General features: G+C 61.2%; 10 protein-coding genes. 6 read left to right on the forward strand and 4 right to left on the reverse strand.

Annotated elements, in window-relative coordinates; genetic code table 11:
* Positions 1-42: 42 nt before the first annotated feature.
* Entirely contained in the window at positions 43-2,151 is a 2,109-nt protein-coding gene (locus ACNA0J_RS25345) for a TonB-dependent siderophore receptor (RefSeq protein ID WP_415821677.1), read from the forward strand.
* A gap of 93 nt (positions 2,152-2,244) precedes the next feature.
* Here the strand turns inward: ACNA0J_RS25345 and ACNA0J_RS25350 are convergent, their stop codons facing one another.
* The 3 genes from ACNA0J_RS25350 to ACNA0J_RS25360 form a co-directional block, all read right to left on the reverse strand.
* On the reverse strand, positions 2,245-3,219 hold the full coding sequence (locus ACNA0J_RS25350) for a Bug family tripartite tricarboxylate transporter substrate binding protein (RefSeq protein ID WP_415821678.1): 975 nt from the start codon (positions 3,217-3,219) through the stop codon (positions 2,245-2,247).
* Positions 3,220-3,310: 91 nt separating this feature from the next.
* Complete coding sequence (locus ACNA0J_RS25355; protein WP_415821679.1) at positions 3,311-4,198, reverse strand: amidohydrolase family protein; 888 nt, start codon at positions 4,196-4,198, stop codon at positions 3,311-3,313.
* A gap of 27 nt (positions 4,199-4,225) precedes the next feature.
* Complete coding sequence (locus ACNA0J_RS25360; RefSeq protein ID WP_415821680.1) at positions 4,226-4,663, reverse strand: carboxymuconolactone decarboxylase family protein; 438 nt, start codon at positions 4,661-4,663, stop codon at positions 4,226-4,228.
* Between the two features lie 143 nt (positions 4,664-4,806).
* Here ACNA0J_RS25360 and ACNA0J_RS25365 point away from each other — a divergent pair, with 143 nt between their 5' ends.
* Complete coding sequence (locus ACNA0J_RS25365) at positions 4,807-5,496, forward strand: GntR family transcriptional regulator (RefSeq protein ID WP_415821681.1); 690 nt, start codon at positions 4,807-4,809, stop codon at positions 5,494-5,496.
* Between the two features lie 210 nt (positions 5,497-5,706).
* Positions 5,707-6,876 (forward strand): tetratricopeptide repeat protein, encoded by a 1,170-nt coding sequence (locus ACNA0J_RS25370; RefSeq protein WP_415821682.1) that lies wholly within the window; start codon positions 5,707-5,709, stop codon positions 6,874-6,876.
* Between the two features lie 113 nt (positions 6,877-6,989).
* On the opposite strand, the gene ACNA0J_RS25375 is transcribed toward ACNA0J_RS25370, so the two are convergent.
* Positions 6,990-7,646, reverse strand: a complete 657-nt coding sequence (locus ACNA0J_RS25375) for a TetR/AcrR family transcriptional regulator (RefSeq protein WP_415821699.1) — start codon at positions 7,644-7,646, stop codon at positions 6,990-6,992.
* Between the two features lie 233 nt (positions 7,647-7,879).
* Here ACNA0J_RS25375 and ACNA0J_RS25380 point away from each other — a divergent pair, with 233 nt between their 5' ends.
* Genes ACNA0J_RS25380 through ACNA0J_RS25390 form a run of 3 tightly spaced genes read left to right on the forward strand, consistent with a single transcriptional unit; the run spans position 7,880 to position 13,625 of the window.
* Complete coding sequence (locus tag ACNA0J_RS25380; protein WP_415821700.1) at positions 7,880-8,932, forward strand: efflux RND transporter periplasmic adaptor subunit; 1,053 nt, start codon at positions 7,880-7,882, stop codon at positions 8,930-8,932.
* Positions 8,929-12,114: an efflux RND transporter permease subunit gene (locus ACNA0J_RS25385; RefSeq protein WP_415821683.1), complete on the forward strand. Its 3,186-nt coding sequence runs from the start codon at positions 8,929-8,931 to the stop codon at positions 12,112-12,114. The genes ACNA0J_RS25380 and ACNA0J_RS25385 overlap by 4 nt, the downstream gene beginning before the upstream one ends.
* The gene (locus ACNA0J_RS25390) at positions 12,111-13,625 is read left to right on the forward strand and encodes an efflux transporter outer membrane subunit (RefSeq protein WP_415821684.1); all 1,515 of its coding nucleotides are present in this window, start codon (positions 12,111-12,113) and stop codon (positions 13,623-13,625) included. The genes ACNA0J_RS25385 and ACNA0J_RS25390 overlap by 4 nt, the downstream gene beginning before the upstream one ends.
* Positions 13,626-13,702: the final 77 nt, after the last annotated feature.

Below are 13,702 nucleotides of genomic sequence, written 5' to 3' on the forward strand. Positions count from 1 at the left end.
CATTATCACTATCGGATACATTTTTCTAATCTGGGGATTCTGTTGAACCGTTATTTGCCTGCGACACCCGTCCGCAAGACGCCCGCCTTTACCTTGGCCCTATTGACCGCCAGCCTGGCCCCGTTTTTTGCCCAAGCTCAAGGCACCGACACGGAAGCCGCGACACTGCCAACGGTACGCGTCACTGGCGCCCAGGAAACCGCCACCAGCCCCGTCGAGGGTTATGTGGCGACGCGCAGCGCCACAGGCACAAAGACAGACACCCCGTTGCTGGAAACACCGCAAGCCATCACGGTGATCCCGCGTGAACAATTCGTCGACCAGGGCGCGCAAAATGTCCAGGACGCGCTGAATTACGCCGCCGGCGTGCGCCCCAACGCCTACGGCGTCGACAATCGCGCCGACTACGTTCGCGTACGCGGCGTCGAGCCCGTGCAGTATCTGGATGGCCTGCGCCAGTTCTTCAGCTACAACAACCCGCGCACCGATATTTACGCGCTGGAACGGCTCGAAGTCCTGCGCGGCCCATCGTCCATGTTGTACGGCCAAGGCAGCACCGGCGGCGTGTTGAACCTGGTCAGCAAACGTCCCTTAGCCGAGGCCCAGCACGAAATCGGCGTCATCCTGGGCAATCACAATCGCAAAGAAATCCAGGCCGACCTGACCGGCCCGGTCACCGAGGACGGCCAATGGCTCTATCGTGTCGTCGCGGTCGCTCGTGACAGCGACACGCAAGTGCAACACGTCGGCGACGACCGGCTGATGCTTGCCCCCTCGCTCACGTGGCAACCCAGCGCCGCCACCTCGCTGACGCTGCAAGGTTATTTCCAAAAAGACAAAACCGGCACCACGCAATCGTTCCTGCCCTGGAGCGGCAGCGTCAGCCATAACCCCAACGGTCAAATTCCCACGCGCCGCTTTGCCAGCGAACCGGGTTTCGATGCCTATGACACCGAGCAATTCAGCGTAGGCTGGCTGTTTGAACACAAGTTCAATGATCGCTGGACCGTGCGGCAGAGTTTCCGCAATACGATCAGCAAAGTCGACTACAAGTCGATGTATCCGGACTCGTATTCGAATCCCGAAGCCCCCTACATCGACCCCGAGCAAATGACGCTCAACCGCTACTATTACGTGCACAAGCCACGCATGCGTACGTTGTTGGTCGATCAAAACGTAGAAGGCAAGGTGGATTGGGGCTCGACCCAGCATACCTTGTTGTTTGGTGCTGACTACAGCCGCTATCGCGAAACGGGACAAGAAGCCACGGGCCTCGGCAGCCCGTTGAACGTCTACCATCCTGTTTACGGCAACATCCCGGAATACGATCTCAGCGATACGCCCAAGACGAAACAACAGCAACTCGGTTTTTACGCGCAAGACCAGATGCGTTATCAAAACTGGATCTTTGTCGCAGGGATCCGCCACGACCGTGCCCAGACCGATATCGAAGGCAACGACCGCGAAGTCGACAACGCGACGACCAAACGATTCGGTTTGCTCTACGCTGCAGACAACGGCCTGTCGCCATACATCAGCTACAGCGAGTCATTCACCCCGATCGGCGGCACGGACATCTATGGCAATCGATGGAAGCCGATGCGCGGCAAACAATGGGAACTCGGCTTGAAATACATGCCGCCGGACTCCGATCTGGAGTTCACCGCAGCAGCCTACGACCTGCGCGAGAAAAACCGCCAGGCTCCCGACCCATCCAACCCAAACAACCAGATTCAGGCAGGCAAGACCAAGACACGAGGCATAGAACTGGAACTGCGCGGCCGCGTGACCAAACAACTGGACGTCATCGCCAACTATATCTACACCGACATAGACTCCGATCTGGAGCCCGTGCCCAAACACATGGCGTCGCTGTGGGGTAAATATCGCTTTGCTGTGGCCAGCATGCCCGGCTTTTCGGCGGGTGCGGGCGTACGCTACCTGGGTTCGTTCACCGATGGCGCCGCACCAGAAACCCCATCGGTCACCTTGTTCGACGCGATGTTGGCCTATGACAGCGGCGCATGGCGCTACGCGCTCAACGTGAACAACATTGCCGACAAAACCTACGAGGTCACATGCCTGAACCGCGGCGATTGCTTCTATGGGCAACGGCGTACGGTCACGATGAGCGCGACCTATCGGTTCTGATCGGACGACGGCAAGAACAAAATCGCCGTAGCACAGAGGAGCCTTTCCCCTGCCTACGGCGATTTATCCATCGGTGCAGCGCTCAGATCATGCTTAGCCCAATTGCATACCTGTCGCCTTGATGATCTTTCCCCACTTGTCCTTCTCAGCGCGAATGAATTGACCGAACGCCTGAGGAGTATCTCCCACCAGCCGTACCCCGACCTCGTCGAAACGCTTGATCACCTCGGTATTCGACAGCACTTGCCTCACCGCGCGATTCAGACTATCGACGACATCCTCCGGCGTTCCCGCAGGGGCGACTAAACCAAACCACGCCTCCGATTCAAAGCTGGGCACGGTTTCTGCGATCGCGGGGATATCTTTCATGCTGTCGAGCCGTTTTGCCGAAGCCACGCCCAGCGCCCGCATCTTGCCGGCCTGCACTTGCGGATAGGTCGTGGGTGAATTATCAAACATCACTTGAATTTGCCCGCCCATCAAATCCGTAGCTGCGGGCGCGCTGCCGCGATAGGGAATGTGCTGCAAGTCGATGCCGGTTTCCAACTTGAGCAGCTCCATCGTCAAATGACTCGTTGTACCGCTGCCTTGCGATCCATATGCCACTCGCCCCGGATGTTGTTTAGCGTAGGCGATCAGCTCTGCCACTGAATGGAACGGCGCCTTGGGATTCGCCGCCAACATGATCGGTACCGATGCCAACAGAGACACCGGTGCAAAATCGCGAATAGGGTCATACCCAGGATTCGCATATAGCTGCTGATTAATACTCAATGGACCTGCGCTGGACACCATCAAGGTATAGCCGTCCGCTTTGGCACGCGCCACATAGGCTGCACCGATATTTCCTCCGGCTCCTTGCTTGTTCTCAACGATCACCGGCTGCTTGAGAATGCCCGATAGTTTTTCAGCGAGGACACGTGCTACCACGTCCGTGGTCCCCCCCGCCGGGAACGGCACAACAATGGTCACTGCGCGCTCGGGATAACTCGCCGCCAACGCTGCGTTGGCACACAGCGATGCCACTACAGCGGCGCTCGCCAGCATACGCCGGACTTGCTTGAACATAACTTGTCTCCGTCATTTTTATATTGAGCTTTTTTTATGGCTGCGACCGGGTGCAACGTTATGCAGCATCCCCGTCAAACCGTTTTTCGAATCAAAACCCGTACAACGCGGCCGGGTTGTCCACCAATAGTTTTTGCTGAACTGCCGTATCGGGCACCCACAAGGGAATCAGGTCGACCAGATCGCCGTCGTTTGGCATAGACACATTGCAGATCGGGTGCGGCCAATTGCTGCCCCAGATAATGCGGTCAGGCCAGTGTTTTGCCACACGATGAATCATCGGCAACATATCGGCATGAGGATACGGTTGCGACGACAGTCGATATAAGCTCGCCAGCTTGACCCAGGCACGCCCCGTGTCCATCAAGCTTGCTAGCGCCTCAAAAGCGGGACTGTCCACGCCTTCGTCACCGCGTATACGCGCCATGTGATCCAACACAATGTCGACTCGCAAAGCCTGCAACCGTGGCAATAGCGCGACCAATTCATCGGCATGCTTGAAATGCAGCACCAGATGCCAACCCAGCTGTTGCGCCTCGTCAGCCAAAGCCTCCAATTGATCGAAGCCTACGCCCCCGCCCACGACGGTAGACAAACGATAGCCACGCATTCCTAACGCATGCATGCGCTCACGTTCAGGCAATGGGCAACCCGGCGGCATCACTGCAACGCCGCGCGCGCGGGACCCCATGCGTTCCAACGCATTCAGCGTGGCGGCGTTATCCGTTCCATGCGCACCGCCATGCACGATGACGGCTCGATCGATGCCTAACGTCGCCAGTAGTTTGATGTAGTCATCAACGGTGCAGTCCTCCGGCGTATAGCTACGCTGCGGCGAATAAGGAAACTGCGCCTGTGGACCAAAAATATGGGCGTGACAATCACATGCCCCCGCAGGCATCTGAAAACGGGGTTGTCGAGTATGACGGTCAGGGCCAGCACAACGCGTGGGTTCTCGTGCCTCGTTCGAGCTGTTCATGTATGTCTCCTTTGAACCATGACAACGTCAACGGGCTTGTGCTTCGCGTTCGGCAATGCGGGCCAGCACATCCGCTCCCCGATTCGCCGCGGACACACCGCGGAACAAATACGCCATGCTCACCACTGCCTGCAGCTCTTCCCAACTCGCGCCCGCACGGCGTGCGGCAATACCGTGAATCACCGCCGCATCACTTAATTCCGCCATCAACATGCCAAAGATCATCAGTTGCGCCGTCTTGCCGTCGAAGCACGGGGGATTCATGGCGTGCGCTCGAATTTGCTCCTGCATGTCGACCAAGACCGGATCCAGAGCACCCGTCACCTGCAAACGCGCCTCAACTCGCGGCGGCAAATAACCAAGCAATTCTCGATAACTATCTGCTTGGCGTTCCAGGGCGGCCGGATCGCGCGGCGCGCCCATGGCTTGAACAACGACCGAAGCATCTATGCGAGATGCAGACATACCGGACTCCTTCGTCAAGACGTATCAGGTCGGCAACATGCCGTGCCTCTTTTTTATGGTTGACGAAGCCGTCGGCAAAGTCAATAAAAAATCGATTTTATTTTTAAAATCGATTTTTTAGCCTCAGCGCTACAATATGCGGCATGAAAAAAGCTCAGGTTCCTCCTGTCCCCCCAAAGCTTCAGGCCAGCACATCCCTGACGGCCTCAGTCGCTATCCAGATTCGGGCCGCTATCCTGGACGGCACCTATCCGCCCGGCATGCGACTGCGCCTGGACGAACTGCGCCAGACATACGACGTCAGTCTGAGCCCCTTGCGCGAAGCCCTGACTCGCCTGGCTGCCGAAGACCTGGTCCAAATCACCGACCAGCGCGGTTACCAGGTCACCCCGGTGTCCGCCGAAAACCTGCGGGAAGTCACCGTGCTGCGCACGCAACTGGAAATCACGGCACTGAAAGAGTCGTTGAAACGAGGCGACGAGGCTTGGGAAGACGCATTGGTTGCCGCCTATCACCGGCTGCATCGCCTGGAAGACGGGGGGCAGCGCCCCGAAGGATGGGAAAAAGCGCACCGGGCCTTTCATCTGGCGCTGGTCTCTGCCTGCGATATGCCGTTGCTCCTGCGTTTCTGCGGCAGCCTGCACGATCTGAGCGATCGTTATCGACGCCTTTTCCTCACTCGACACGCCCCGGACGCAAATGTGCCTGGAGAACATCAGGCACTATTCGAAGCCGCCATTGCCCGCGATGACGTGCGCGCCGCTGAAATACTCGCCCGGCACCTGGGACGCACAGGCCAAAACGTCATGATGGTACTGACGCAAATCGCCTAGACTCTTGCCATGAACAAATATCTGACTCTCTTTGCAGCTTCACTTTTTCTTTCCTCTCCCTCGTGGGGGCAGGCGTCGTCTTCCGAACCGGCCAATGCACGCGCAGCGGTGGTGGAGCATTGCTCCAAGACCGTCACAACGACCTGTCTGGTCGACACCATCCAGACCTTTCTTGCGCCGGAACAGGATCAGTTTCGTCGTCAACGGATCATGCTGGCGCTGGCCAGTGCACAGCTTTTCGATGGCAAGATCGATCAAGCGATGACCTCCTATCGCGAGCTGCCCACCGCCACAGGAAAGGCCGAATTCCTCACCTCCTACGCCAAAATCCTGATGCTTCAGGGTGACAAGGCGCGGGCGCTGGAGACGCTGCGCGAGGCCGATGCGCTACTGACCGATAAAAAGGGCACACTCACCCGCCTGGACACCACAAGACAGAGTGAATCGATCGCGCAGGCCTTTGCGGATGCAGGGTCACCGAACGAGGGGCGCGCTATCCTTGCGGAGATCGCCGATTACCGTCATCGCATTCCGATGAATCCCATGCTGCTTGCGCTGATGGTCCAGGTTGCAAAATCACAGGCTGCGATCGGATTCAAGGATGAAGCCGCGCAGTATCTCAGTGAATCGATGGACAAGGCCCTGGACCAGGGATTGTCGTTGGAGCCCGAACAAATCTTCCAGATCTTCGAGACGTGGGCATCGATCGACCCGAAGGCAGCAGCAACGGTTGCCACGGATTTGGTCAAGGTGATCGCAGAGGGCGGCCCCTCGGCATTCGAGTTCGCGATCTGGACGGGCCTGTCCGTTGGCCTGCCCGCCTCCGAAGATCGCACAGCTGCCATCGCGAGCGCCCGCCGATCCATGGCGCAAGCGCCGGAGCGCGCCGCCGTGCTTCGGCTTGCGCCAAAGCTTGCCGGAGCTCTGCGACAGAATGGCAAGGCGGACGAGGCACAAACCCTGCTGGACGACACTGCCGCGCAAGCGTCTGCGCTCTCTGCACCGCTCGACAAAGCGCAGACCCTGCTGATCGTCGCAGAGGCGCTTACCCGCGCAGAAGAAATCACCAAATCGGAAAAGCTGCTGAACGAGATCCTGGCGCTTCGCCCCGGACCCGGCCCGCAAGGCGCGGCCCTGAGGCACTATATGAGCGCTGTGCCAGCGCAATTCGCATTGCTGGGCAAATCAGACATCGCCTATGACTTGGTGATGAAGATTGATGAGCCACGCCGCGACATGGCGTTGATCATGGCGGCCGACAAGCTGGCCGTAAAAGGAGACTATCACCAGGCCATGCGTTTTCTCGGCAAGCTGAACGACGAGATTTCGGCAATGATGATGGCAGGAATCGCACAGCGTCTTGCCGGCATCAACAGCTAGGTCAATGCGCTGTAATTAATGGAATGACGAAGCAAATCGCATGACTCCCTTCGCCGGTACTTGTCAGAGAGGATAGGCAAACTCTCGCATGTCATGCGGCTGCGGCGAAGAACCTATGGCGCGTCGGGCAAAGAACAAGCGGACGGCCCCGTCGCAGGCGGACGGTCGAATACCACGCGTTCAAAAAAGCCCGCGAGTACGACCTGGGCCAGCTCGGCCGACACCTCCTGGGGATCGAAGGCATAGCTGAACTGCATACCTTCGGAAAGCGCCAGCAGGCCCAGCGCGAGCTGCTCTGGCGGCATCGTCAGGGGCGTGCCCACACGGGCTGAGAATTGCCGGGCGAATTCGGCAATGGTGGCGCGCTGCTCGCGCAGGAATGACAAAAATCCGTTCCGGAACACCGGATCTCGCGCCGACTGCAGCTTGGCCTCGATCCAAAGCAGGAAGCATTTGTTGTCGCGGTGCTTCTGACTGTAGAAGGCCACGACGCGCGCCTCCATCTCGGCGCGGCTGGCCCGGTCGTCGAACAGGGCAGCCATCTCGCTCATGACAGTTTCGTGATCACGCCGCAGCAGTTCGAGGAACATTTCCGCCTTGGAGGCGAAGTTCGAATAGAAGGCGCCGCGCGAGTAGCCCGCCTCCTCTGCGATGTCCTCCACACTGCTGGCCAGGTATCCCTTGGCGAGGAACAAGGTCTGTGCCGCGTCCAGCAAGCGCTGGCGCGTCTGCTCCCGGCTTTGCTCGCGTGTCAATCGGACTTTTACCATGCTGTGGAGTGTAGCATCGGCGCCTAATTTCAGATTCATTATTGTATTTAAATACATTTATGAATTAGAATTCGACCTTGTTTTCGTGCGACACCAGCCAAATCCGGTTGACCGCCGCCCGAACCGCATCGAGATATGCCGTGTTCCGAACCTCCGCCCGCGCTGTCGCTCGCCGCCCTTTCTCCGCCGGCCTGCGGCGTGCCGTTCTGATAGCCACGCCGCTGTGCCTGGCCATGCTGGCCGGTTGCGGTGGCAAGGACGAAACTGCCGCGCCGCCGCGCACCGTCGTGGCCATGCCAGCCCAGTCTGATCACAGCGCCCCGCGTCTGAGCGTGCCGGGCCGTATCGACGCGCGCTACACCACGCCGCTGTCGTTCCGAGTGAGCGGCAAGATCATCGAGCGCAAGGTGCGGCTGGGCGACATGGTGACAGCAGGCCAGACGGTGGCCCGGCTCGATCCGTCCGAGACCGCAAAAAACGCAGCCAGAGCAAAGTCGCAACTGACCGCCGCGCAACACCAGCTCGACTATGCCCGCCAGCAGCTCACCCGTGATCGTGCCCAGGCGCGCGAGCAATTGATCGCTGCCAGCCAGCTCGAACAATCGCAGAATACGTATGCCGCCGCGCTGGCCCAGCGCGATAGTGCCGCGCAGCAAGCGGCACTGGCGGCCGACCAGCTCAACTACACCACGCTGGTCGCCGACCATGCAGGCGTGATCACCGCTGAACAGGCTGATACCGGGCAAAACGTGTCCGCGGGCCAGGCCGTCTATAGCCTGGCTTGGTCGGGCGACATCGATGCCGTGGCCGATATACCCGAAAGCCTGCTGGCCCGCCTCAAGGTGGGTCAGCAGGCCATTGTGACGCTACCCGCCGCGCCTGGCGAAGCCTTCGACGCCACCGTGCGCGAGCTGGCGCCAGCCGCCGACCCGCAGCGCCGCACCTTCCATATCAAGCTCACCGTGCAGGGCGCCGAGCACGCCCGGCTTGGCATGACCGCCAACATCGCCTTCGATACCATGAGCGGTCCAGACACTACCTTCACTCTGCCTGCTACCGCCCTATTCCATGATGGCCCGGCACCCGCTGTCTGGGTGGTCAAGCCCAGCGACAACGTGCTGGAGTTACGGCGCGTGGAAATCGCGCGCTACACCGACCGCCACGTGGTACTGTCGGCCGGTATCAAGGCGGGCGAGCGGGTGGTCTGGCAGGGCGTGCACACTGTATCTGCTGGCCAGAAGGTCAAACCCGTGGCACCGCTGCATCCCGAGGACTTCGCCTCGTGAGCGCGCCCGCCCCCCGCACCAACGACACGCATCGCCACGAAGAGGGGCGTTTCAATCTGTCTGCCTGGGCTCTACGCCATCAGGCCCTGGTGGTGTTCCTGATCTCGCTGGCCACGCTGCTCGGCGTGCTGTCGTATTCGCAGTTGGCGCAATCCGAGGATCCACCGTTCACATTCCGTGTGATGGTAATCAGGACCTTCTGGCCCGGCGCCACCGCAGACCAGATACGCGAACAGGTCACCGACCGCATCGCCAAGAAACTGCAGGAGACGCCTTACACCGACTTCATACGCAGCTATTCGCGGCCCGGCGAGTCGCTGGTGTTCTTCACCATGAAGGATTCCGCACCGGCCAAGGACGTGCCCGAGGAGTGGTACCAGGTACGCAAGAAGGTGGGCGACATCCAGGCCACGTTGCCGCGCGGTGTGCAAGGCCCATTCTTCAATGACGAGTTCGGCGACGTCTACACCAACATCTATACACTCGAAGGCGACGGTTTCTCGCCCGCCACCCTGCGTGATTATGCCGATGCGATGCGCACCGTGCTACTGCGCGTGCCGGGAGTGGCCAAGGTCGATTATTTCGGCGAGCAAGAAGAACGCATCTATGTTGAGATTCCCAATGCGCAGCTCACGCGGCTGGGCATCTCGCCCGAAGTGATCGGGCGTGCCATCGATGCGCAGAACGGCGTCAATGCTGCCGGCACGCTCACCACCGCCGACGACCGCATCTTCGTGCGGCCATCCGGCCAGATCCAGGACATGCGCGCACTGGCCGAGACCCTGCTCCGCGTGAACGGCAGCACCGTGCGGCTAGGCGACATCGCGACGATCCGGCGAGGCTATATCGATCCTCCCGTGACCGAAATGCGCGCTGGCGGCAAACGCGTACTCGGCATTGGCATCACCATGCAGCCCAACGGCAACGTGATCAAACTGGGCCAAGCCCTCGATATTCAGACCGCCCAGCTGAGCGAGTTCCTGCCCGCCGGACTCACACTCACGCAGGTCTCAAGCATGCCACACGCGGTCTCGCATTCGGTCGACGAATTCCTGCGTTCCGTTGCCGAGGCGGTCGTAATCGTGCTGCTGGTGAGCTTGGTGTCGTTGGGCATGCGCAACGGCATGGTGGTGGTGATCTCGATCCCCATCGTACTGGCCATTACCGCGCTCTTCATGTATCTGTTCGGCATAGGCCTGCACAAGGTCTCGCTCGGCACGCTGGTGCTGGCACTGGGGTTGCTGGTCGACGACGCCATCATCGCGGCCGAGATGATGGCAGTAAAGCTGGAGCAGGGTTGGAATCGCACCCGCGCGGCCGCGTTCGCCTACACCAGCACCGCCTTTCCGATGTTGACCGGGACGCTGGTCACGGTGGCAGGCTTTCTGCCGATCGCGCTTGCCGAATCCGGCACCGGCGAATACACGCGCTCGATATTCCAGGTATCGGCCATCGCGCTGATCGCGTCGTGGTTCGCCGCCGTGGTGCTGATCCCGCTGCTGGGCTACCGGCTTCTGCCCGAGCGCAAGAAGGACGCCAGCCTGTCCGACGATCACGAACACGACATCTACGACACGCGCTTTTACCGGCGGCTACGCGGCTGGGTAGCGCGCTGCGTGGAGAGACGGTTCTGGGTGCTGGGTAGCACCGTGCTGCTATTCGTGGGCGCCATGGCCGCTTTTTCACTGGTGCCTCAGCAGTTCTTCCCCAGCTCCGACCGGCCCGAGTTGCTGATCGACGTGAGCCTGGTCGAAGGCGCCTCGTTTGAAGCCACCAAACGCCAAGTGCTGCGCCTCGAAGAAACCTTGAAAGACCGGCCCGAGGTCGCCCACATGGTGAGCTTTGTGGGCACCGGCGCGCCGCGCTTCTATCTGCCGCTCGACCAGAAGCTATCGCAACCCAACTTCGCCCAGTTCATCGTCACAGCGCATTCCGTACAAGAGCGCGAAGAGCTGTCAAAATGGCTGACACCAATCCTGCGGGAGCAGTACCCGGCAGTGCGGACACGTCTCTCGCGCCTGGAAAATGGTCCACCGGTGGGCTTTCCGGTGCAGTTCCGAGTGTCGGGCGACAACATCGAAACCGTGCGCGGTATTGCCGAAAAACTGGCCGGAGTAATGCGCGCCGATGCCCGCACAACCAATGTGCAGTTCGATTGGGACGAACCGTCGGAACGATCAGTGCGCTTCGAGGTAGACCAAAACAAGGCACGCGAGGTAGGTGTGACCTCCTCCGACGTGTCGGCGTTTCTCGCCATGACGCTGTCGGGCACCACCGTCACACAATACCGCGAGCGCGATAAGCTGATCGCCGTGGACCTGCGTGCGCCCGCCAACGAACGCATCGATCCGTCGCAGCTCGAAACGCTGTCGATGCCCACACCCAATGGCCCTGTGCCTCTGGGCAGCCTGGGCCGCGTGCACTATGCACTCGAATACGGCGTGATTTGGGAGCGCGACCGCCAGCCCACCATCACTGTGCAATCCGACGTCGTGGGCACCGCGCAGGGCATCGACGTGACCCATCAGCTCGATGCCCAGTTCAACGAACTGCGTGCCGAACTGCCGGTGGGCTATCGTATTCAGATTGGCGGCTCGGTCGAGGAAAGCGTAAAAGGCCAGCGCTCGATCATGGCGCAGATGCCGCTCATGGCGGTCGTGGTACTCACTTTACTCATGATCCAGTTGCAGAGCTTCTCACGCGTGATGATGGTGGTGCTTACCGCGCCGCTCGGCCTGATCGGCGTAGTGATAGCACTGCTGCTGCTCGCCAAGCCCTTCGGCTTCGTCGCCATGCTCGGCGTGATCGCGATGTTCGGCATCATCATGCGAAACTCGGTGATCTTGGTGGACCAGATCGAACAGGACATCGCCGCCGGTCATGCGCGCGTCGACGCCATCGTTAACGCCACCGTGCGGCGTTTCCGACCCATCGCACTCACTGCCGCCGCCGCGGTGCTCGCGCTGATCCCACTGTTGCGCAGCAATTTCTTCGGCCCCATGGCCACCGCGCTAATGGGTGGCATCACCAGCGCCACCGTACTCACCGTGTTCTTCCTGCCTGCGTTGTATGCAGCTTGGTTCCGCGTGCGCAACAACGAGCGCAACGAATCGCCCAGTGTGCCGCCGGGCGCAGATGCCAGCCAGCAGATCCACCCCCACGCCGCGAGCAACGCTACGTGAAGACGCATCTATCCTCCTTTGTTTCGGCGCATCGCACGCGCCGCACGCTGAGTCTGAGCCTGCTGGCCCTGAGCCTGGCCGGCTGCGCGCTGAGCCCCGAAGGCAAGGCACCTGACATGCCGGCACCCGTGCATTACGGCGTGACGCCGATGCCGGCCCAGAGCGCAACCGCACTCGGCGTGGCGCAGGCCTTTGACGCCGCGGCCGTGCCCGCCGCGGATTGGTGGACCCTGTTCGGCTCGCCTGAACTCGATGCGCTGGTGCGCGAAGGCCTCTCCAACAGTCCGGACCTGGCCGCAGCCGACCGCAACCTTGCCGCCGCGCGCGAGCAATTACGCTCACAAATCGGTGAGTCGCTGCTACCCAGCATCGACGCGGGCACTCAAGTCGACCGGCAAGATGCGCTCATCATGCCGACGGCGCAGCCGCCCACTATGCTCTACAACACCTTCGTGGGCCAGCTACGCGCGCAGTACACCTTCGATCTATTCGGTGCGGCGCGCTACGCCAACGCAGCCCTGGCTGCACGTGTGGACCAGCAGACGCATCGCCTGGAGGCCTCGCGCCGCGCGCTCGCCGCCAATATCGTGACCGGCGCGATTCGCTCGGCCGCGCTAGCGCGGCAGGTCGAGCTCACTGCGCGCCAAGTGGAACTGTCGCGCCAGGTGGCGCAGGATGCGCGGCGCCGCTTCGAGCTCGGCTCGACCTCACAGCAAGAAGCGCTCGACGCCGACCAGAATGCCAGCGATCTGGCCGCCTCGCTGCCCGGTCTGCGCAGCCAATGGCAGGCCACGCGTCACGCACTGGCGGTGCTGCTGGGCCGCACGCCAGATCAGGCTCCGCCTGATCTGGAAATCAACCGTATCTCGGTGCCGCCCCACGTGCCGGTGAGCGTGCCGTCACAATTGCTAGCCAACCGAATGGACGTGCAGGCAGCCGCGGCCGCTCTCGAGGGCACAGCCGCCGACGTGGGTGCTCGCACGGCTCAGATGCTGCCCAGCCTGTCGCTATCGGCCTCCATGGGACGCGGCGGCTTTGACTGGCCGACCGCGCTCTCGGGGTCGGGCGGACTGATCTGGAGTATCGGCGCGGGACTTACACAGCCGATCTTCCATGGCGGCGCGTTGCGCGCACAACGGCGCGCCGCGATCGAAACCTATGAAGGGGCGGTGGAGACCTATCGTCAGACCGTGCTCGCTGCCTTTCGCAACGTAGCCGACAGCCTGGCCGCATTGGAAGCCGACAACGAAGCCTTGGCCGCAGCCGAAGCGGCACGGCTGGCGGCTGAGCAATCGTTCAGCAACACCATGCGCCGGGTGGAGCTGGGGGCCTTGCCTGGCTACCAAGGGCGCGCCGCCGAGCAGCACTATATCCAGGCGCTCCTGCGCGAGCTGAACTACGCCTCCACCCGGTTGGCGGACACGGCCACACTGTTCCATGCAATGGGCGGCAGTCCACGACCCAAGCCCACCGCACAGGCCGCGCAATCGGCAACGGGGGAGTCTTTATAAAACACCCCGCGCCTGCCCTGCAGGGCGAGTCAATTGCCGGCCCGTCCGCGGCACCTGACTAACGCCGTAGCCGCTAT

The sequence above is a fragment of the Bordetella tumbae genome, from assembly GCF_965139195.1.
Taxonomy (GTDB): domain Bacteria; phylum Pseudomonadota; class Gammaproteobacteria; order Burkholderiales; family Burkholderiaceae_B; genus Bordetella_A; species Bordetella_A tumbae.